18 protein-coding genes are annotated in these 19,618 nt (G+C 62.9%); 5 read left to right on the forward strand and 13 right to left on the reverse strand.

Annotated features, from left to right (window positions below; translation table 11 throughout):
* Positions 1-5: 5 nt before the first annotated feature.
* Together FF124_RS06410 and FF124_RS06415 are read left to right on the forward strand one after the other, a co-directional pair.
* Positions 6-677 carry a TetR/AcrR family transcriptional regulator gene (locus FF124_RS06410; protein ID WP_138747658.1) on the forward strand — a complete coding sequence of 224 codons (672 nt, stop codon included), beginning with the start codon at positions 6-8 and terminating at the stop codon, positions 675-677.
* A gap of 191 nt (positions 678-868) precedes the next feature.
* A complete protein-coding gene (locus tag FF124_RS06415) occupies positions 869-1,012 on the forward strand; it encodes a DUF1127 domain-containing protein (protein WP_138747659.1) in 144 nt (47 codons plus the stop codon).
* A 238-nt stretch (positions 1,013-1,250) separates the two neighbouring features.
* Here FF124_RS06415 and FF124_RS06420 read toward each other — a convergent pair whose 3' ends face one another.
* From FF124_RS06420 to ytfQ, 8 genes are all read right to left on the reverse strand, one after another.
* Positions 1,251-2,051: a metallophosphoesterase family protein gene (locus tag FF124_RS06420; protein ID WP_138747660.1), complete on the reverse strand. Its 801-nt coding sequence runs from the start codon at positions 2,049-2,051 to the stop codon at positions 1,251-1,253.
* Between the two features lie 160 nt (positions 2,052-2,211).
* Positions 2,212-2,904, reverse strand: a complete 693-nt coding sequence (araD, locus tag FF124_RS06425) for an L-ribulose-5-phosphate 4-epimerase AraD (protein ID WP_138747661.1) — start codon at positions 2,902-2,904, stop codon at positions 2,212-2,214.
* A gap of 14 nt (positions 2,905-2,918) precedes the next feature.
* Positions 2,919-4,427 (reverse strand): L-arabinose isomerase, encoded by a 1,509-nt coding sequence (gene araA, locus FF124_RS06430; RefSeq protein WP_138747662.1) that lies wholly within the window; start codon positions 4,425-4,427, stop codon positions 2,919-2,921.
* A gap of 39 nt (positions 4,428-4,466) precedes the next feature.
* Entirely contained in the window at positions 4,467-6,125 is a 1,659-nt protein-coding gene (locus FF124_RS06435) for a ribulokinase (RefSeq protein WP_138747663.1), read from the reverse strand.
* A gap of 74 nt (positions 6,126-6,199) precedes the next feature.
* Positions 6,200-7,171 carry a galactofuranose ABC transporter, permease protein YjfF gene (gene yjfF / locus FF124_RS06440; RefSeq protein WP_138747664.1) on the reverse strand — a complete coding sequence of 324 codons (972 nt, stop codon included), beginning with the start codon at positions 7,169-7,171 and terminating at the stop codon, positions 6,200-6,202.
* Positions 7,168-8,193 carry an ABC transporter permease gene (locus tag FF124_RS06445; protein WP_138747665.1) on the reverse strand — a complete coding sequence of 342 codons (1,026 nt, stop codon included), beginning with the start codon at positions 8,191-8,193 and terminating at the stop codon, positions 7,168-7,170. Before FF124_RS06445 ends, yjfF begins: the two co-directional genes overlap by 4 nt.
* Positions 8,193-9,710, reverse strand: coding sequence for a sugar ABC transporter ATP-binding protein (locus FF124_RS06450; RefSeq protein ID WP_138747666.1), 1,518 nt, complete (start codon positions 9,708-9,710; stop codon positions 8,193-8,195). The genes FF124_RS06445 and FF124_RS06450 overlap by 1 nt, the downstream gene beginning before the upstream one ends.
* A gap of 94 nt (positions 9,711-9,804) precedes the next feature.
* A complete protein-coding gene (ytfQ, locus tag FF124_RS06455; RefSeq protein WP_138747667.1) occupies positions 9,805-10,755 on the reverse strand; it encodes a galactofuranose ABC transporter, galactofuranose-binding protein YtfQ in 951 nt (316 codons plus the stop codon).
* A 294-nt stretch (positions 10,756-11,049) separates the two neighbouring features.
* On the opposite strand from ytfQ, the gene FF124_RS06460 reads away from it, so the two are divergent.
* The gene (locus FF124_RS06460) at positions 11,050-12,054 is read left to right on the forward strand and encodes a LysR family transcriptional regulator (protein WP_138747668.1); all 1,005 of its coding nucleotides are present in this window, start codon (positions 11,050-11,052) and stop codon (positions 12,052-12,054) included.
* Positions 12,055-12,148: 94 nt separating this feature from the next.
* Complete coding sequence (locus FF124_RS06465) at positions 12,149-13,075, forward strand: Gfo/Idh/MocA family protein (protein WP_138747669.1); 927 nt, start codon at positions 12,149-12,151, stop codon at positions 13,073-13,075.
* Positions 13,076-13,077: 2 nt separating this feature from the next.
* On the opposite strand, the gene FF124_RS06470 is transcribed toward FF124_RS06465, so the two are convergent.
* Positions 13,078-14,388, reverse strand: a complete 1,311-nt coding sequence (locus FF124_RS06470) for a surface lipoprotein assembly modifier (RefSeq protein ID WP_138747670.1) — start codon at positions 14,386-14,388, stop codon at positions 13,078-13,080.
* A gap of 85 nt (positions 14,389-14,473) precedes the next feature.
* Positions 14,474-15,286, reverse strand: a complete 813-nt coding sequence (locus FF124_RS06475; protein WP_138747671.1) for a Slam-dependent surface lipoprotein — start codon at positions 15,284-15,286, stop codon at positions 14,474-14,476.
* Positions 15,287-15,536: 250 nt separating this feature from the next.
* Here FF124_RS06475 and FF124_RS06480 point away from each other — a divergent pair, with 250 nt between their 5' ends.
* Entirely contained in the window at positions 15,537-16,313 is a 777-nt protein-coding gene (locus FF124_RS06480) for a SapC family protein (protein WP_138747672.1), read from the forward strand.
* On the opposite strand, the gene FF124_RS06485 is transcribed toward FF124_RS06480, so the two are convergent.
* The 3 genes from FF124_RS06485 to FF124_RS06495 form a co-directional block, all read right to left on the reverse strand.
* Positions 16,302-17,066 (reverse strand): SDR family NAD(P)-dependent oxidoreductase, encoded by a 765-nt coding sequence (locus FF124_RS06485; protein WP_138747673.1) that lies wholly within the window; start codon positions 17,064-17,066, stop codon positions 16,302-16,304. The two genes, FF124_RS06480 and FF124_RS06485, sit on opposite strands and share 12 nt — an antisense overlap.
* Positions 17,067-17,141: 75 nt before the next feature.
* Entirely contained in the window at positions 17,142-17,897 is a 756-nt protein-coding gene (locus FF124_RS06490) for an SDR family NAD(P)-dependent oxidoreductase (RefSeq protein ID WP_138747674.1), read from the reverse strand.
* A gap of 93 nt (positions 17,898-17,990) precedes the next feature.
* Complete coding sequence (locus FF124_RS06495; protein ID WP_246072218.1) at positions 17,991-19,562, reverse strand: OpgD/OpgG family glucan biosynthesis protein; 1,572 nt, start codon at positions 19,560-19,562, stop codon at positions 17,991-17,993.
* Between the last annotated feature and the right edge of the window lie 56 nt (positions 19,563-19,618).

Consider the following 19,618-nt stretch of genomic DNA (forward strand, 5'->3'; position numbering starts at 1 on the left):
CGCAAGTGGCGAGAAGCGGCAGGGAAACGGCAAGACGGACACGCCGCGGCGTGCGCGATGCGGAAGCCTCGCGCGCAGCCATTCTTCAGGCCGCGCTCGACGAGTTTTCCTCCGTTGGCTATGACGGCGCGCGCGTCGACAGGATCGCCGCCGCAGCGGGCCTGTCGAAACCGCTTCTCTATGACTATTTCGGCGACAAGGACGAACTCTACAAGGCCGCATTGCGCGAGGCCTATGTGCAGATCCGGGCCGGCGAGGAAGCCCTCGCCCTCGACGCACTTCCGCCGGAAGAGGCATTGGCGGCCCTGGTGATGTTCACCATGACCCATTTCCGTACACGCCCCTGGTTCATCACCATGCTCAATACGGAAAACCTCCGCGAGGGCTCCTCCGTCGCCGCCATAGGCGACCGGCGCGAGATCCAGTCGAAGCTTCTGGTCAAGCTCGCTGATGTGCTTCGGCGCGGCCGCGAGGACGGCATCTTCCACCGCCGGGCGGAACCGCTCGAGGTCTATCTGATGATCGCCTCGCTCTGCTATTTTCCCGTTTCAAACCGTTTCACCCTGGCCGAGGTCTTCGGCTTCGACACCAGCGAGGAAGGGCTGAACGCCCATGCCAGGCGCGCCACCGAGGCCGTTGTCGGCTGGCTGAAGCAGGAACCGGCGGACGCTCCCTGAACGGCCCGCTCTCATGCAGCGAACAGCTTCTTCGCTTTATCGCCCATATGCTGCGCACATTTGAGGCACGAAAACCGAGCCTTGCGTTTTTTGCATAGGGGCATTGCTTTTGCCCCACTGCCTCATCGCGAAGTGCCGACGTATATAGGGATCAACAACAGCGAAGACGAAGCCAACAAAGGAGACCGGAAATGAGCATGACCCGTTCGTTCAACAACTGGCTCAAATACCGCGAAACCGTTACCGAGCTTGGCCGCATGAGCACCCGCGAACTGCACGACCTCGGCATCAATCGCGAAGATATCCGCCGCGTCGCCCGCAAGGCCGCGTTCTAAAGAATTCCTTCGGCTCACAAGGAGCCGAAACACACGTTTTCGGAGCTGCGCCCTCCTCCTCCCAGCGCGCTTCGATCTGGACCGGCGATCCTCCTCCTCCCAATCGCTGGTCACCATGATGACGCCCACCGGATCCTCCTCCCCCGGTGGGCGTTTTCTTTTGCGCGAAAAGCCCACGCCGCCGGGATCAGGCAGCGGGCAATCCCGAAAATTGTATCATGACAATTTACGCAGTCGCTCAGGGCGTGGCCTTGCCCGATGTCGCCTGGACGAACTCGACCTCGCGGTCCGGCCTGACGATCGCCGCCGTCAGGCGGTCCGTGGCATAGGCGCCGGTGTCGATCGAGATCACGCCATTGGCCATTTGCGGCACCTGGACGATCGTGTGGCCGTGGACGACCCACAACCCATCGCGACGCGGCAACTGGCCGAAAGCCTGGTGGCCCCAGGTGAGGTTGCGGGACGGTTGCTCATCAAGCGGCTTGCGCGGATCGGCGCCGGCATGGACCACCGCCATGTTGCCGCTCGACCAGACGAGCGGCATGGCTTTCAGCCAGGTAAGCCGCTCCTCGCCCAGCCGCTCGATCACCGCGTCGCGCAGGCGGGCAATGTCCTTGCGGCCATAGGCATCGCCCGTGGGGCCGAAGCTGGCGACGGTCTGCAGGCCGCCATAACGCAACCAGCGCTCGCCGCTTTCCGAAGGATCGTAGAGAAACTCAAGGAACATCTCCTCGTGATTGCCCTTGAGACAGACGACATCGGCGCGCTCCTTCTGCCTGTCGAACAGCATTTCAAGCACCTGCGCCGAATGATCGCCGCGATCGACATAATCGCCGACATGCACCAAAGGCAAATCCGGAACCGTCTGGTCGAGCTTTTCCCAGAGCCGCGCCAGGTTCTCGGCGCAACCGTGAATATCGCCGATCGCGACAAAAGCGCGATCCGGCTTCGGCAAGCCGCCGCGAAAGCTCGGCGGCGGCTCGGGACGGGACGTGGATTTCGGCTTTGGCGATGTGAACAGGCGGCGCAGCGATTTCATCGGCGGAGCAAACCTCTCTTGGATGACAACCGGACCGGCCTGCGAGACCGCCCGGGTTTCCGTAACACTAGGGTGCGGCTTGCTGCAGTTCAACATGATATACGAGGCGAAGTCTGGAGCCCGTCCAAGGGCGCCTCCGGATCGCCCCGGGGATTTTCTCCTATTCCGGCTGCCCGTAATAGGCCGTCGCGCCGTGCTTGCGCAGGAAATGCTTGTCGAGCAGCTCCTGCTCGATTGCCTGCAGGCCCGGATTGAGCTGCATCGACATCAGTGCCATCTCGGCGATGCATTCCACCGCGACGGCCACCTCGACGGCCTTCGCCACCGACTTGCCCCAGGTGAACGGCGCATGGCGGTTGACGAGCACGCCCGGAAAATCAAGCGGGTTCAGCCCCTTGAAGCGTTCAAGGATGACGTTGCCGGTCTCCCACTCATAGGCTGAGGCGATTTCCTCCGGCGTCATCTTCCGCGTCACCGGAATTTCGCCGTAGAAATAGTCGGCATGGGTGGTGCCGAAATTCGGGATCGGCTTGCCGGCCTGGGCGAAGGCGGTCGCCTTGGTCGAATGGGTGTGGACCACACCGCCAATGCCCTCAAAGGCGAGCAGCAGGCAGCGATGCGTGGGCGTGTCGGAGGAGGGCCTGAGATTGCCCTCCACGATCTTTCCGTCGAAATCGACGATCACCATGTTTTCCGGCGACAGCTCATCGTAATCGACGCCGGAGGGCTTGATGGCGAAGACGCCCTTGTCGCGGTCGGCGGCACTTGCGTTACCGAAGGTCAGGTTGATCAGACCGTGACGTGGAAGCGCGAGGTTGGCCTCGTAAGCCTCGCGCCGGATTTCCGTATACATTGCTTACCCCTTTCTCAGGCCTTGATGCCAAGGCCGAGATGCCAGTAGATCTCGTTATTGCGCAGATCCTGCCTGAAGCGATCGAGCTTGGTCTCGCCGTCAATGACCGCAAGTTCAATCCCCGCCATGGTGGCGAAATCGTCCAGCATCTCCGTCGTTACGTCATTGCTGTAGGCGGTGTGATGCGCGCCGCCGGCAAGGATCCACGCCGAGAGCGCGGTCTTGAAGTCAGGTTTGCATTCCCACACCGCGCGCGCAACCGGCAGGTTGGGCAAATCGGGATGCGGCACGGAGGTCACTTCATTGACCAGCAGACGGAAGCGGTTGCCCATGTCCATCAGCGAGGCATTCAGCGCCGGGCCGAGCTTCGCGTTGAAGACCATGCGCACGGGATCCGCCTTGCCACCGATGCCGAGCGGGTGGATCTCGACTTTGGGCTTTCCATCGGCAATTGTCGGGCAGACCTCCAGCATGTGCGAGCCGAGCACCTGCTCGTGGCCCGGCGCCATGTGGTAGGTATAGTCCTCCATGAACGAGGTCGCCCCGCTCATGCCGTGTCCCATCACCTTCAGCGCGCGCACCAGCGCCACCGTCTTCCAGTCGCCCTCGCCGGCAAAGCCGTAGCCTGCCGCCATCATCCGCTGGGTTGACATGCCCGGCAGGGTCTCCATGCCGTGCAGGTCCTCGAACGTATCGGTAAAGCCCTTGAAGCCGCCCGCTTCCATGAAAGCCTTGAGACCAAGTTCCTGGCGCGCGGTGTTGAGCAGCGCATCATGGCGTTCGCCGCCTTTTTTCAGGACATCGACGACATCATACTGGTTCTCATATTCGGCAGAGAGCGCTGCGACATCGCTGTCGGAAAGCGTATTCATCACGTCGACCAGGTCCATGATGCCATAGCCATTGACGGAAAAGCCGAGCTTCATTTCGGCCGCCACCTTGTCGCCCTCGGTCACCGCGACCTCGCGCATATTGTCGCCGAAGCGGCAGAAGCGGCCGCCCTGCCAGTCGTCCCAGGCGCGCGCGGCACGCATCCAGGCGTCGATCCGGGCATGGACTTCCGGGTCCGACCAGTGGCCGGAGACCACCTTGCGGCCAAGCCGCATGCGGGTATGGATGAAGCCCGCCTCGCGGTCGCCATGGGCCGACTGGTTGAGGTTCATGTAATCCATGTCGATCGTGTCCCACGGCAGTTCGCGGGCATATTGCGTATGCAAATGCAGGAACGGCTTGTTGAGCATGGACAGCCCCCGGATCCACATCTTCGACGGGGAGAATGTGTGCATCCAGAGAATAAGCCCGCCGCATTCCGGATCGGAGTTGGCGCGCACCGCAAGCTCGGCGGCTTCCGCCGGGCTTTTGACGACGGGCTGCGGCACGATTTCGAGCGGCAGATTGCCATCCTTGGAAAGAGCGGCGGCAATGGCGTTGAACTGCGCGTCGACTTCCGCCAGCGCTTCGGGTCCGTAAAGGTGCTGCGAGCCGCACACGAACCAGATCTTGAGGGGCTTCAGGCCGATCATGTTATTTAATCCTTCTGCAATAAACCGGGACGGGGCGGCTCAGCCGCGCACCTTATCCCTGATGTCGATCAAATCCTTCATCACCTGCGACATGTCGCTGTCGCGGGTAATGCCGCCGAAACCGTCATGGAGCGTCAGGTAAAGCCCGTAGAGCTCCTCGTAAATCGCGACGTTTTCGGGAATGGGGTCGTAGCGGATGTCCTTCAGCCCGGTCATCGCGCGCGTCGTTTCGCCAATATTCTCATGCGATCCGCCAACGGCGGCAGCCGCCACGGCCGCACCCAGCGCACAGGTCTGGGCCGAGCGGGTGACCAGCATGGTGCGGTTCATCACATCGGCATAGATCTGCATCAGCATCGGGTTCTTTTCGGCAATGCCGCCGGCGCAGACGACCTTATCGATCGGCACGCCGAAATCGGTCATCCGCTCGACGATGGCGCGCGCGCCGAAGGCCGTCGCCTCGACAAGAGCGCGATAGATTTCCGCGCGGGTCGAATAGAGCGTCTGGCCGAGCATCAGACCCGTCAGCCGCTGGTCGACGAGAATGGTGCGATTGCCGTTGTTCCAGTCGAGCGCCAGGAGGCCGCTCTGGCCGGGTTTCATCGCCGTCGCTTCTTCCGTCAGTTCGCGGTGCAGTTCCGGCCCGCCCTGGCAGACGCGCTCCACCCACCATTTGAAGATGTCGCCGACGGCCGACTGGCCGGCCTCGATGCCGAAGAAACCCGGCAGGATCGAGCCTTCGACAATGCCGCAAACGCCGGGGATCGTATCGGACTTCGACAGATCGACGATGGCGCAGTCGCAGGTCGATGTGCCGATGACCTTGACCAGCATGCCTTCCTCGATGCCGCAGCCAATCGAGCCCAGATGGTTGTCGAAGGCGCCGGTAGCAATGGCGATGCCTTCCGGCAGGCCAAGCTTCTCCGCCCATTCGGCGCAGAGCGCGCCGGCGGGCACGGAGATGTCCTGCGCCGTGTCATAGAGCCGGTCGCGCAGATCGGCGATCGCCGGATCGAGCTTGCCGAGAAAGTCCTTGTCCGGCAGGCCGCCCCATTTGGGGTTATAAAGCCCCTTGTGACCGGCGGCGCACACACCGCGCTTGATATCGGCCGGCGCCTTGACGCCTGCGAGAACGGACGGAATCCAGTCGGCAAGCTCGACCCAGGAGGCCGCCGCATCAAAGACGGTCCGGTCGACATTGAGGCAGTGCCAGATCTTGGACCACCACCATTCCGATGAATAGGTATCGCCGACCATGGCCAGGTATTCGGGCCGTTCAGCCTTGCCGAGCGCCGTGATCTTCTCCGCCTCGCGCCAGCTCGTATGGTCCTTCCACAGCCAGCAATAGGCGTTGAGATTGTCGGTGAAACGCGGATCCATCGACAGCGCGCCGTTGTTTTCGTCCACCGGAAGCGGGCTGGAACCAGTCGAATCCACGCCGATCCCAATCACTTTCGCTGCATCGAAGGCTTTATGCTTTGCCGCTTCGGCGAGCGCGCCGCGCACGCTTTCCTCAAGACCCTTCAGGTAATCCGCCGGGCTCTGTCGGGCAAGCAGCGGGTCAGAGGGGTCAAGCAGCACGCCCTGGTCGCCGCTTGGATAGTTGTAGACATGGGTTCCGTACTCAAACCCATCGTCGCAGCCCACTACAAGCGCGCGGACCGAATTGGTTCCGTAATCGATTCCGATGGAGAACATGGTGTGCCTCGTTTTTTATCTTGTTGTGTTGCCGGCGCCGCCTTTCCCGTGCCGGCAACGTGTTCTTTTTTCAATCAGGGGGCCGCAGTGCGTTCGACCGTCAGTCTCAGCAGGCCCTTCTGCAGCACGATGAAGAGTAGAAGCAGAATGCCGATCGCGATCTTGGTCCACCAACTGGAAAGCGTCCCGTCGAAGACGATGTAGGTCTGGATCAGGCCCATGGTCAACACGCCGAAAAGCGTGCCGAAGACATAGCCCGCGCCGCCGGTCAGAAGCGTGCCGCCGATGACCACGGTCGCAATCGCCGTCAACTCGGTGCCGACCGTTGCCAGTGGATAGCCCGAGCCGGTGTAGATAGCGAAGACGATGCCGGATAGGCCCGCCATGAAGCCAGAGAAGGCATAGATCATCACCGTGGTCTGCCCGATCTTTGAGCCCATCAGCGTCGCCGTCTGCTGACCGCCGCCGATGGCGAAGACATTGGCGCCGAAACGGGTCTTGTGGGCGACAAAATGACCGATGACGAAGGCGAGCAGCATGATCACGCCGATCAGCGTCAGCCGCCCCTTGCCAGGCATCAGCCAGTAGGCGCCCTGCAGCATGTCGAAGAACGGATTGTCGATCGGCACGGAATCGATCGTCAGCATGTAGGCGACGCCGCGCGCGAGGAACATGCCGGCCAGCGTGACGATGAAGGCCGGCATGCCGAGCGTGTAGATCAGCCAGCCCATGGCCGCGCCAAAGGCGGTCGTGACCGCCAGAAGCAGGGCGAAGACGACAAGCGGGTGAAGGCCCGTATCGCGCAGAAGCACGGCGATGAACACGCCGGAAAAGGCGATCACCGAGCCGACCGAAAGGTCGATCCCGCCCGACAGGATCACCACCGTCATGCCGACGGCGACGATGCCGAGATAGGCGTTGTCGGTCAAAAGATTGCCCGCCACCCTTGTCGACAGCATGAACGGAAACTGGATGTAGCAGATCGCATAGGCCACGATGAAGATGGCAATGGTGGCGAACAGCGGATAGAGACGCGGATTTTTCATTTGCCTGCCTCCTGCCGGGCTTCGGGCTTGGCCCGCCCCGCAAACAGGTTCTGCTTCAGGAATTTCAGGTCGCCGGTGATGTTGGGCGACTGCAGCACCAGAATGATGACAACCAGAACCGCCTTGATCACCAGATTGTATTCCGACGGGAAGCCCGCCAGCAGAATGCCGGTATCGATGGTCTGGATGATCATCGCGCCGATGACGGCGGCCGAGATCGAGAAGCGGCCGCCCATCAGGGAATTGCCGCCGATGACGGTGGCAAGCACGGCGTCAAGCTCGAGCCAGAGACCCGCATTGTTGGCGTCCGCGCCGCGGATATCCGCCGTGATGATGATGCCGGCAAGAGCCGCGCAGAAGCCCGACGCCATGTAGACGGCGATCAGCAGAACCCGCGCATTGACGCCGGCCAGCGCGCTTGCCCGCCGGTTGACGCCGATCGATTCGATCAGGAGACCAAGCGCGGTGCGACGGACGAGGAAGATGACCAGCGCCCCCGCCAGCACCCAGATCCAGACCGGCACCGGAATGCCGAGAACGTCGCCGGAGCCGAGAAAGGCAAAACTCGGCAGGTTGAAGGTCAGGATCCGCCCTTCGGTGATCAACTGCGCGATGCCCCGCCCGGAAATCATCAGGATCAGCGTCGCGACAATCGGCTGGATGCCGATGAAGGCGACCAGAATGCCATTGAAAAGCCCGGCAGCAAGCCCTGCGGCGATCGCAGTGACAAGCGCCGGCACAAGGCCGTAACCGCTTGCGATCGTCGCCGCGCCGACCGCGCCCGAGATCGCGATCACGGTGCCGACCGAAAGGTCGATCCCGCGCGTCGCGACAACGAGCGTCATGCCGATCGCCAGCAGGGCAACGGGCGCACCCCGTTTCAGAACATCGATGACCGGCCCGACAAAGCGTCCGCCGGAATATTCGACCTGCAGGAAGGTCGGAAAGAACAGGCTCACCAGCCCTACGAGGAAGACGAGCGTGACAAGCTGCGGGATGACCCGCTTCAGACCGCCGGGCATCAGACAGCCTCCCTTTTCTCGGCCGCCGATGTGGCGATCGCCTTGACGATGTTTTCCGTGGCGATTTCTGCCCCCGTCAGTTCGGCGACATGGCGGCGGTCGCGCACGACGATGACCCGGTCGGAGACCGCAATCAGTTCGTCGAGCTCGGAGGAAATGATCAGGATCGACATGCCCTCGGCCGTGATCTGGTGAATGAGATGAAGGATCTCGGCATGCGCCCCGACATCGATGCCGCGCGTCGGCTCATCGAGAATGAGGAAGCGCGGGTTCATCGCCAGCCAGCGGGCAAGCACCACCTTCTGCTGGTTGCCGCCCGACAGTTCGCCGACCGGCTTTTCCGCGCTCGAGGTGCGGATGTCGAGCTTTTCGATATAGTCGGCGGCAAGCCGCGCCTGTTCGCCCCGGCTGATCGGTCGCGCCCAGCCGCGCCGGGCCTGCAGCGCCAAGGCGATGTTCTCGCGCACCGAGAGATCGGCGATGATGCCGTCGGTCTTGCGGTCTTCCGGGGCAAAGCCGAAGCCCGCGGCGATCGCATCGCGCGGGCTGCCGATCGAGATCTTGCCATTGTCGTCGGAGACCGTTCCCGACTGGGCGGTGCGCACGCCGAAGATGAGTTCGGCCGTTTCCGTGCGGCCCGAGCCCAGAAGGCCGGCAAGGCCGATGACCTCGCCCTGGTGCACCTCGAGATCGAAGGGTTCGACGAAATTCCTCCGCCCGACGCCCTTGAAGCTGAGAAGCGGCTTTTCGCTGACCCGGCCTTTGGTGTCGCGCCGGACGCCGATCTCCTCGGCCTCGTCAAGTTCGCGGCCGAGCATGTGGGAAATCAGCCGGACCCGATCGAGTTCGGCCGTCTTTTCGGTGGTGATCTTGCAGCCGTTTCGAAGCACCGTCAGCCGGTCCGTCAGCTCGAAAACCTGGTCGAGGAAATGCGAGACGAAAATGATGCCGAGCCCCTTGTCGCGCAATTGCCGGACGACATCGAACAGCATTTCGACCTCGCGCGTATCAAGGCTTGCGGTTGGCTCGTCGAGGATCAGCACCTTGCCGGACAGCGCCACCGCGCGGGCTATCGCGACGATCTGCTGGACGGCGACGGAATAGCTGCCAAGGTCGCGGTTGACGTCGATATCGAGGCCGTAGCCTTCCAGCATCGCCTCGGCATCGCGGCGCATGGCGCCCCCGTCGATAATGCCGAAGCGGCGTTTTTCGCGTCCGAAGACGAGGTTCTGGGCAACGGTCAGGTTCGGCAGAAGGTTGACCTCCTGGTAGACTGTGCCGATGCCGAGATCCTGCGCTTCCAGCGTGGAGCGCGGCGAGATGGTCTCGCCGTTCAGCGTGATGACGCCCGAATCGCGGCTATAGGCCCCGGTCAGGCATTTGATGAGGGTCGATTTGCCGGCGCCGTTTTCGCCGAGGAGGGCGTGCACCTCGCCGGCTTCAAGCTCGAAGGAGACGTCATCGAGCGCCTTCATGCCGACAAAGGTCTTGGTCAGGTTTTTGATTGTCAGAAGCATTTCCCAGCACCTTGGATCGATCGCGCGGCGCCATGATCATGAACCGAGGCGGCCGGGACCCTGGAGTCCCGACCGCACCCGGGAGGAAGCGGACTTAGTAGCCGAGGCCCTTGCGGCGCTCGTATTCGCCCTGCGGATCGTCAGCCTGGGTGTAAAGCTTGGATTCCGTCTGGATGAATTTCGGCGGCATGGTGCCGTCGGCCCAATAGGCTTCCAGCGCATCGAAGGCGGGACCAGCCATGTTCGGCGTCAGTTCCACAGTGGCATTGACCTCGCCTGCGGCCATGGCCTGGAAGTAATCCGGCACGGCGTCGATGGCGACGACCAGAATGTCGGAACCGGGTTTCAGGCCGGCTTCCTTGATCGCCTGGATGGCGCCGACGGCCATGTCGTCATTATGGGCATAGAGCGCGCAGATATCCGCGCCGCCGTTTTCGGCCTGCAGGAAGCTTTCCATGACTTCCTTACCCTGCGAGCGGGTGAAATCGCCGGTCTGGCTGCGGACGATCTCGATATTGTCATGGCCTTCCAGCGAATTGCGGAAACCGGTCGCGCGGTCGATGGCCGGCGACGAGCCGGTCGTGCCCTGGAGCTCGACAACGCGGCACGGCTCGTCGCCGACCGTATCCACCAGCCACTGGCCGGCCACTTCGCCCTCATGCACGAGGTTGGAGCCGACCGCCGTCAGGTAGAGGTCATCGGAACTGTCGACCTGGCGGTCGAGCAGGACCACCGGAATGTCGGCATCCTTTGCCTCTTCCAGCGCCGAATCCCAACCGGTGGCAACGACCGGGGCGAGCAGGATGGCGTCGACGCCCTGCGCGACGAAGGCGCGGATCGCGGCGATCTGGTTTTCCTGTTTCTGCTGGGCATCGGAGAATTTCAGGTCGATGCCGCGTTCTTCCGCCTGCTGCTTGGTCAACGTCGTTTCGGCCGCGCGCCAGCCCGATTCCGAGCCGATCTGCGAAAAGCCGACCGTCTGCGCCGATGCGGCGGTCGCAGCGAGGGTGAAGGCGGCGACGCCTGCTAGAAATATCGATTTCATCAGTTTTGTCCTCCCGTTAGGAACAGATGGCAATCATGATTGCCGTTCCGGCACCGGCCTCCTCCGGATGGGGAGACCCTGCCTATCGGCCCTTGCGGCCGATCCATCGCAATGCCAAGGTTGACACGGTTTTCGGCCTTTCCTCCCGGCGAAACCGTGTCGCCCTGCCGCAGAAAGGAAGGGGTGATCCACCCGCTTTTTCTGCGCTAAAAGGGCCCTGCGACGAGGGAATTCTTGCAATTTCCCTCCATACGGACAAATGAATAATCGTGTTTCTGATATAGCAGAATTGGTATGGATATCATGGCGCATGACCTACGCCAGAAAAGTCAGGACGAGTTCATCCGCCGCGGACTGCGGTTCTCGCAGATGCGCCTGATCGCGCTTCTCGACCGCAAGGGGCAGATCTCTTCGGCGGCGGCGCAGCTGGGGATGACCCAGTCGGCAGCCTCGCGTCTTCTGTCGGAGCTTGAACACACCGTCGGGGCGAAGCTTTACGAGCGCCACGGGCGCGGGGTCGTCTTGAGCGAGGCCGGGCAGGCGATGGCGCGCCAGGCGCTGATCATCCTCAACCAGCTTGACAGCGCTCACCAGGAGATATCGCAGATCGTCGACGGCGCGCGCGGCCAGGTGCGCATTGGCGCGGTGACCGGGCCCTCGATGCAGCTTGTGCTGCCGGTGATCCGCGAACTCAGGGAGAACTATCCCGAGATCGAGCTTTCGGTGCTGGTCGACACCTCCGACAAGCTGGCCGAGGCGCTCTTCTCCCACAATCTCGATTTCTATATCGGCCGCCTGCCGGAGGAGGTGGACGCCAAGTCGGTGACCATGCGTCCGCTCGGCGTCGAGCCGATCAACATGATTGCCCGCACCGGCCACCCGCTTTGCGACAAGGGCCCGATCTCGATCGGCGAATGCCTTGATTATGACTGGGTGCTGCAACCGGTCGGGGCGCCGATGCGCCGCTCGATCGAGGCGCATCTTCTGGCCAACGGCTTCACCCTGCCCCGCCATGTCTTTGTCACCACCTCGCCGCTTCTGTCGCTCGCCATCATCGCGGATACGGACGCCGTGACGCCTGTTGCCCGGCCGGTGGCGGACTTTCTGCACATCGACGGCAGGCTGGGGGCGGCGATCTGCCAGTTGCCCGTGCGCGAAAGCATCGATGTCAGCCCCTATTCGATCATCCAGCGGGTGACCGCCGTCCAGCCGCCGCCGGTTGAGCGGGTGCTGGCGCTGATCGACCGGGAAATCAAGCGGAGGCCCGAGCAGTTCCCCGAGGACCTGATCGGCCGGTGAAAGTCGCGCCGGCTCTTTTCAACGGAGCGCAAGCGCGCTAACGGTGATGGGCAGGCTTGCCGCGTCTTCCGCCTGCCGAGGCATCGAGGACAGTATGAGCGCTTTAAAGATCGCGATTGTCGGTTACGGCAAGATCGCCGTTGAAGAGCATCGCCCGGCGATCGACCGAGCCCGTGATTTCGAGCTTGCGGCGATTGTCACCAAAGGCGCCGCGCCTGCCGATCTTCCCGTCTTTTCCGATCTTGCCGGCCTTTTCGACAAGGGGCCGGCGGTCGATTGCGTGGCGCTCTGCGTGCCGACGGCCGCGCGCTATGCGCTAGCCGCAGAGGCGCTTGAGGCGGGCAAGCACGTGCTGCTGGAAAAGCCGCCGGCCGTGACGCTGGAGGAGATCGAGACGCTGCGGCAAAATGCAGCGGCAAAGGGGCTGTCGCTGTTTGCAGCCTGGCATTCGCGCTTTGCCCCGGGCATTGCCACGGCGCGTGACCTGCTCCTGGATGCCCATATCCGTTCGGTGAGGCTGACCTGGAAGGAAGATGTGCGCCGCTGGCATCCGGACCAGAGCTGGATCTTCGAGCCGGAAAGCCTCGGCGTCTTCGACATGGGTATCAACGGCCTGTCGCTCGCCTCGGCGGTGCTGCCGGCCCCCTTCGCCGTGCAGGGCGCGAGGCTCGCATATCCGGAGAACCGAAGGGTGCCGGTGGCGGCCGAGCTCGACATCGCCATGGACGGCTGCGACAATTTTTCCGCCGCCTTTGACTGGAACCATCAGGGCGCGGACGACAAGGCGCTCGAGGTCGAGACCGACCGGGGCATGCTTCTGCTGGACCGCAGCGGCGAACGGCTCGCCTTTAACGGCGCCCTGCTTCTCGACAGGCGGCAGCAGGAATATCAGGCCGTCTACAGCCGTTTCGCCGCATTGGTCGGCAGCGGCGAAAGCGACGTCGACGCGACCCCGCTCGGTCAAGTCGAAGAGGCGTTCGCGAGAGCCGAGAAAAAGACGACAGAGCCGTTCTTCGGCTGAGGTCAGAACTGCTTGGTGACGAACAGCGAGACCGTGCTCTTGTCGTATTCGTAGAGCTCGACATTGGAGAAATTCTTCGAATAGGCATATTCGAGGCGCGGCGCGAAGCCTTTCATCGCAAGGGTGCGGAAGGTCGCGCCGACGGCAATATCGAGCCTTCGGTCAAGCCGCGATTTCGTCATCAGCGGAAAATCGCCCTCATAATCGCGCAGCGTGCCGGCGACCTCGATATCGGTCAGAATGCCGCCCGACCATTCGCGGGCATATTTGGCATTGATGTTGTAGCCGTAATAGGAGTTGAAGTCCTTCTCGGCGGAGACATAGTTGAACCCGCCGCCCATGCGGATGCTGCTCGACGGCGTCAGCGCATAGCGGTGGTTGATGCTCATGCCGGCCTCATAGCCGTCATAGGCGTCCATGTCGTGGTAATCGAGCCACTGGAACGAGAAATTGGCCGACGTGACCCCGAACGGTCCGAAGGAACGGCGCACCGAAAACACCGGCCCGTAGCCGACACGGTAGGGCTCATTGCCCATCAGCACATATTCCGCTGCCATGCCGCCGCTGAAAATCCAAGGATCATTGCGCCAGGACAGCTGCGAGAACCCGCCGAACTGGGTCTGGTTATAGGCCTTTTCCTTGTAGGCAAGTCCGGTGACGGAGCCGCCGAAGGTGAGCGACAGGTCGTCGACGAGATCGAATGAGTAGGTGCCGTTGACGCCGTAATTGAGGCCGACGCCGCTTTCCGCCCGGGTGCCGGGCGCAAGCGGAATGCCGCCGACATGAACAAGGCTCTGATCCGTGGCGTTGGAAATGTTGGTGCTCGGCGCAATCGCGAGAAAGCCGCCGAGCGTCCAGGGCCGGTCGATATTAACCCGGTCGATGAAGTCCTCGTAGAAGGAGCGGAGCGATTCGCTCGGCGCATTGTCGGCGAGAAGCGAGAAGTGATAGATCGCCGCCTTCTTCTCGCCCATCAGCGCCAGCGTATGGGCAAGCTCCTGTCGCACGCGGGAAAAATCCGGCTTCTTGTCGAGAACGCCGCGCATCAGGATCGCCGCTTCCCTGAAGTGGCCCTCATGCTTGAGGATCAGCGCATAGGTGAATTGCTGGGAAAGCGCGGAGAGTTCCGGATCAGCCGAAAGCTCAGCCGAAAGCGCCATGGCCTGTTCATACTGGCCGCTCTCGATCAGCACCTTGATCTGCGGAAACGGATTGACGGCCGCTGCGGCGCTGCCGGCGGCAAGAAGCGCCAGCAGACAGGCAAAAAGCCCACCCGCCAGGCTCAAGCGCAACAAGATCAGAAAACGCCCCATGAAATTCCCGGAACTCAAAACACGATACCGAAGGTGACGGGCCGGCAGAAAGCCGGCCCGCCGCTATGCGCAAAGGCGCTGAAACTCAGTTCCGTTCGCCGACAAACGTTCCGACCATGCCGGCCCCGGCATCGGCCCGCGCGCCGTTGACCTGGTAGGTTCCGGCAATGCCGGCGGCGCGATTGCCGTAAAACGCGCCGTTGACGCGGGAATTGGCCTGATCGACGTTGAGATAGTCATTGCCGACGGCGATCGAATTGGCATTGGAGTTGAACTCCGAGCCGGCGATCGTCGCCTGGAAGGTGACGTCGCCCACCTGTGTGTCCATCGCACCGGCCAGCTGTCCGCTGCCGAAGTCCACATTGGCGTTGAACGAGCCGTCGATATAGTCGAGATACTCGCCCGGAAGCGCCGCCGCGCCGAGATGTTGGCCGGAATAGGTCGCACGTCCGCTGAGCGGCATGTTGCCGGGCGCGGTCACGCCATCGGTTGCCCGGAAGGCCATTCCCACCACATTGTCATCCCAGGTGTCGGCATCGATGAAGGCCACGACCGGACCGTCCTTGATCCCGTCAACGCCGAAATAGCCGAGCCGCATATAGGCTTCCGCGCCATCGCCGAGATTGGCCGTGTAGCCATCGCCGTCGGGATAGAAGAGCGCCGTTTCGCCTGCGTCGGGACCGCCGGTGATCTCGACGCCGACCGTGCCGTCGCCATTCATCTGGATATTGGCCGACGCCGATCCCGAACCCCTTACGGCTTCGTTCCAGGTGTCGAAATCCGAATAATAACCGAGCGCGTTCGGCGCGAGCGGCCCCCCGCCGCCTCCGCCGCCGCTGCAGCCGGCGAGGGCAATAAGCGCAATTGTCCCCATCAGCGCCGTCATCGATGATTTCATGTCCCCTCTCCTGTCATGCTCTCTTGCGTTGTTAAGAACTTGTAAACCTTCGCAACGGGGCGCGACGCTGTCAACCGCGTCAATCGCTGAAAGCGAGAGGTTCGGGCGTGTTTCAACCGAAGCCTCAATCTGTCCGGGAAATGGCGACATGCAGCCGGCATCAAGAAAGAGACGGAACCTGACGATTGTCGCCAACCGACATCGATAGTAGAAGACGCACTCCGGCCGTCGGATGAAGGAGACCTGATCGATGACCAAAGAGAACGCCATGCCGCTTTTTTACAAGAAGCCACAGGTGCTGCGCTTCGAAGAGCACAAAGGCCTCGGTCTGGTGGCGAGGAATGACTACGCATTCTCCGCCGAGGCGACGGCGATCCCGCTTTCGGTGAGCGAGTTCATGCCGGCCGTGCGCCACTATCCGATCGTCTTCATCGAGGCTGCCGGCCAGCCGGCCCCGGTCGCCATTGTCGGCCTCAGGGAAGGCCAGAACCTGATGCTGGAGAAGGACGGCAGCTGGGCGCCGCATGCCTATGTGCCCGCCTATATCCGCCGCTATCCCTTCATTCTGGTGCAGTCGCCCGATGAGGATACGCGCTATCTCGCCTATGACAGCGAAAGCGGGCGGGTGAAGCCGCTTGCCGAGACCCCCGACGCCGCGCCGATCTTCAACGACGACGGCACGGCGAGCAAGACGGTCGCGCCGATGCTGGAGCTTTGCGAGGCCTACCACCAGCACCGCGCCCAGGACGCGGCCTTCCTGAAGGCGATCGCCGAGGCCGATATCCTGCTCGCCCGCCATGTGGACATGGAGTTTCCCGACAAGAGCCGCTACCGGCTCGACGGCTTCAGCGTCATCGACCACGAACGCTACCGCAACCTGCCCGCCCGCACGCTCAAGCAGTGGACGGAGAAGGGCTGGACGGACGCCATCGCGCTACACCTTGCCTCCGCCCAGAACTGGGGGCTGATGATGGAGCGCAACCGGCTGGTCTCCGCCGGCGACAGGGACGCGCGCCTAAGGCATTAGCTGTCCGCCGTTGATATCGAGGATCTGGCCGGTGATATAGCCGGCCATGGTCGGCGAGGCGAGGAAGACGAAGCTCCAGGCGCAGTCTTCCGCCGTGCCGAGCCTTGCGAGCGGGATCGCGGCCAGCGCCGCGTCGAGCGCGGAAACCGGCGTCTCGTCATGGAACGGCGTCTCGATGACGCCGGGCGCGATTGCGTTGACGCGGACGCCGTCGGCCGCCATCTCCCGCGCCAAAGCCCTTGTCAGCGAATGCACGGCGGCCTTGGCGGCGGCATAGAGGCCGGAGCCCGGCGCGCCCCCATTGCGGCCGGCGATCGATCCGAGATTGATGACCGAGGCGCGGTCACTTGCTTTTAGTGCAGGCCCCGCATGGCGCACCATGCGCAGGATCGAACGGGTGTTGAGGTCGAAGACCTGATCATAGATCGCCTCGTCGAAATCGGCCGACGGCGAGCGCAGGATGGCGCCGGCATTGTTCACCAGGCAGTCAAGCCCGCCCATCATCGCCACTGATCGCGCGACGATGTCCTCAGCGTCCTCGGCCCGGGTCACGTCGCCGGCAACGACATGGGCCGTGCCGCCCTCCTCGCGCAGGGCCGCGGCAAGGCTCTCGGCCTCGTCCCGTCGCGAATTATAATGGATAGTCACCTCCGCGCCCGCGCGCGAAAAGGCGCGCGCGGCAGCCGCCCCGATGCCGGAACTCGCGCCGGTGATGAGAACCTTCAGTCCTTGAATATCATTGACGGGTATCATGCGGTTCCCTTTCCTTAAGTCTGATGTGACCCTCTATAGACCGATCGGCGCGGCGAAGGCGAGAACATCGCGGCCTCAATGCATCACCCAGCCGCCATCGACATGGAGATTCTGCCCGGTGATGAAGCCGGCGCGCTTCGAGATCAGGAACATCAGCGCCTCGGCAAGGTCTTCAGGCGCGCCCCGGCGCTTGATTGCCTGGCTGTCGATGATGCGGCGCTGATAGGCCTCCTGGTCCGGATGGATCTTCTCCGCATCCGTCGGAAAGGCCCCCGGCGACAGCGTGTTGACCGTGATGCCCCATTTGCCGAATTCGCGCGCCCAGCCGCGCGCCAGCATGATCAGCGCGCCCTTCGACTGGATATAGGGGGTGAGGTTCTCCCAGCCGCCCGAGACCGTGATCGAGCTGATATTGATGATCCGCCCGAAACCGGCATCGCGCATGCCCGGCAGCAGAGCCTTGACGATCATGAGCGCCGCCTCGACATTGACGGCATGGATCTTCGCATGCTCCTCCATGGTGAAATCCTCGAACGGCTTTGAGGGATAGATCGCCGCATTGTTGATCGCCGTGTCGATCGGCCCCTGTTGCAGAAACCCGGAAAGGGTTGCCTCAAGCGCCGCCTTGTCGGTCAGATCAACCTTGCTGACCGTGAGCCTCTCCGAGAGCTTCTTCTCGACCGCCGCCGCCTTCAGCGCCTCGATCTTGGCCGGATCATTGTCGAGCACGATCACGTCGGCGCCGGCTTGCATCAGGGCAAGGCTCGCCGGAAGCCCGAGCCCGCCTGCTGCACCCGTGTAAAGGATCCGCCGCCCCTGAAATTCGCCCATGATCACGCCTCCTGCCGGTTATTGCGGGCGGAGGATAACGCCGATACCGCGACGGAGCGATGGTGTTTTTCACATTGCCGGAAACATCGCCGCTCAGTGCGGCGCGAACTGGCCGGGATGGAACTGGCCGAGCCAGGTCTCCGTCAGCGGCTCGCCATCCTCGGAAAGATAGGCGCGCACATCGATCGTATCGGCGGTTCCGTCGAATTTGAGGTCATAGGTCATCCGCCAGTCGTCCGTGCCGACGATCGGCATCGCATAGGCGTTGATGACCTCGGCGCCGCCGCCGACCGAGATTTCGGCTTCCACGCCATCTTCGGCCGTCAGGCCCTCAACGGCCGGACCGGAGAAATCGACCACGACCTTGACCTGGTCGCCCGGACGCGGCTGCCCCGGCACGCCGCCGCGGCCGATCCGGCTTGCGGTCGTCTCGGCGAGGCGCTCATTTGGTGGCGCGGTCCTTGCCCAGGTGAGCGTATAGGAAAAATCGCGTTCTTCGCCGGCCTCGGGCAGATTTTCCGGCAGCCAGTAGGCGACGATATTGTCGTAGATCTCGTCATCGGACGGCAGTTCGACGAGTTGCACCGCCCCCCGGCCCCAGTCGCCATCCGGCGTCACCCAGGCCGAGGCCCGGCGATTATAGAACACGCCGTCGTCCTGGTAGTGGTCGAAATTCCGGTCGCGCTGGATCAGGCCGAAACCTTCGGGATTCTCGTCAAAAAAGCTCGAGGTCACGACGCGCGGCGGGTTGTTGAGCGGTCGCCAGATCTGCTCGCCCGAACCGGTGACCACCTCAAGCCCGTCGCTGTCATGGACCTCCGGACGCCAGTCGAAGGCCATGTTGCGGTGGGTCTCGGAATACCAGTACATCGAGGTCAGCGGCGCGACGCCGAGCCGCTCCACCGCCTCGCGGAAGAACAACCGGCTGGTAATATGCAGAACCTGACCTTCGCCGTCCTCGTTTTCCGCCTCGATGCGGTAGGCGCCGGCAACGCTCTTGCTGTCGAGCAGGGCGTAGATGACGATGCCGTCACCGGGCTTGTCGTCCTTTTCCAGGTAGAAGGACGTGAAGCGCGGAAATTCTTCCGGCCGCGCAAGACCGGTATCGACGGCCAGCGCACGGGCGGAAAGGCCGTATTGCCTGTCCGGCCCGTCGGTGCGGAAATAGCTCGCGCCGAGAAAGGAGATCCAGTCGGTCTTCATGTCCGGCCGCATCACCCGGAAACCGGCCCAGCCGGCAAAATCCTCGACTGCCTTTGCCGGGCTGTCATCCGGCATGGCGAAATAATCGGAACTGTAGAGCACTTCGCGCGCCTCGCCGTCCTCGACCAGGCTGATCGTCACCGGTTCCTTGAAATAGCGGCCCTGATGGAAAAACTGCACCGGCGCGTCGCCGACATCGATCGTATGATCCTTGCGGAACATGATCTTCCAGTGCGCGTCGTAATCGATCGCTTCGAAGAGTTCGGGATGCTCGACCGGATAGGGCTCGAACGGCTTTTGCGAAAGCGCCTTCGCCTCCTCCGCAAGCGTCTCGAAGGAAAACGTCTCGGCCGGGCCGAGGGCGGGTTCGAAATCCTGAGCGGCGGCTGCGACGGGCATTGAGAACAATGCAAACACCGGCAAAAACAGAAGCGACAGACGGGCAGGCGAACGGTTCGTCATCTGGGGCAAACTCCGAAAAGGCCGAAAACACTCTGAATGCGTGAACGTTTTGGACG

The sequence above is a fragment of the Martelella lutilitoris genome, from assembly GCF_005924265.1.
GTDB classification, from domain to species: Bacteria; Pseudomonadota; Alphaproteobacteria; order Rhizobiales; family Rhizobiaceae; genus Martelella; species Martelella lutilitoris.

Excerpts from the sequence above, each read along its gene's own strand:
- FF124_RS06460 (WP_138747668.1), top strand. The coding sequence starts at position 11,050 with ATGGATATCATGGCGCATGACCTACGCCAGAAAAGTCAGGACGAGTTC.
- FF124_RS06470 (WP_138747670.1), bottom strand. The coding sequence starts at position 14,388 with ATGGGGCGTTTTCTGATCTTGTTGCGCTTGAGCCTGGCGGGTGGGCTT.
- FF124_RS06490 (WP_138747674.1), bottom strand. The coding sequence starts at position 17,897 with ATGGGCGAATTTCAGGGGCGGCGGATCCTTTACACGGGTGCAGCAGGC.
- FF124_RS06445 (WP_138747665.1), bottom strand. The coding sequence starts at position 8,193 with ATGCCCGGCGGTCTGAAGCGGGTCATCCCGCAGCTTGTCACGCTCGTC.
- FF124_RS06475 (WP_138747671.1), bottom strand. The coding sequence starts at position 15,286 with ATGAAATCATCGATGACGGCGCTGATGGGGACAATTGCGCTTATTGCC.
- yjfF (WP_138747664.1), bottom strand. The coding sequence starts at position 7,171 with ATGAAAAATCCGCGTCTCTATCCGCTGTTCGCCACCATTGCCATCTTC.
- araD (WP_138747661.1), bottom strand. The coding sequence starts at position 2,904 with ATGTATACGGAAATCCGGCGCGAGGCTTACGAGGCCAACCTCGCGCTT.
- FF124_RS06415 (WP_138747659.1), top strand. The coding sequence starts at position 869 with ATGAGCATGACCCGTTCGTTCAACAACTGGCTCAAATACCGCGAAACC.
- FF124_RS06450 (WP_138747666.1), bottom strand. The coding sequence starts at position 9,710 with ATGCTTCTGACAATCAAAAACCTGACCAAGACCTTTGTCGGCATGAAG.
- FF124_RS06495 (WP_246072218.1), bottom strand. The coding sequence starts at position 19,562 with ATGACGAACCGTTCGCCTGCCCGTCTGTCGCTTCTGTTTTTGCCGGTG.
- FF124_RS06465 (WP_138747669.1), top strand. The coding sequence starts at position 12,149 with ATGAGCGCTTTAAAGATCGCGATTGTCGGTTACGGCAAGATCGCCGTT.
- FF124_RS06435 (WP_138747663.1), bottom strand. The coding sequence starts at position 6,125 with ATGTTCTCCATCGGAATCGATTACGGAACCAATTCGGTCCGCGCGCTT.
- araA (WP_138747662.1), bottom strand. The coding sequence starts at position 4,427 with ATGATCGGCCTGAAGCCCCTCAAGATCTGGTTCGTGTGCGGCTCGCAG.
- ytfQ (WP_138747667.1), bottom strand. The coding sequence starts at position 10,755 with ATGAAATCGATATTTCTAGCAGGCGTCGCCGCCTTCACCCTCGCTGCG.
- FF124_RS06480 (WP_138747672.1), top strand. The coding sequence starts at position 15,537 with ATGACCAAAGAGAACGCCATGCCGCTTTTTTACAAGAAGCCACAGGTG.
- FF124_RS06420 (WP_138747660.1), bottom strand. The coding sequence starts at position 2,051 with ATGAAATCGCTGCGCCGCCTGTTCACATCGCCAAAGCCGAAATCCACG.
- FF124_RS06485 (WP_138747673.1), bottom strand. The coding sequence starts at position 17,066 with ATGATACCCGTCAATGATATTCAAGGACTGAAGGTTCTCATCACCGGC.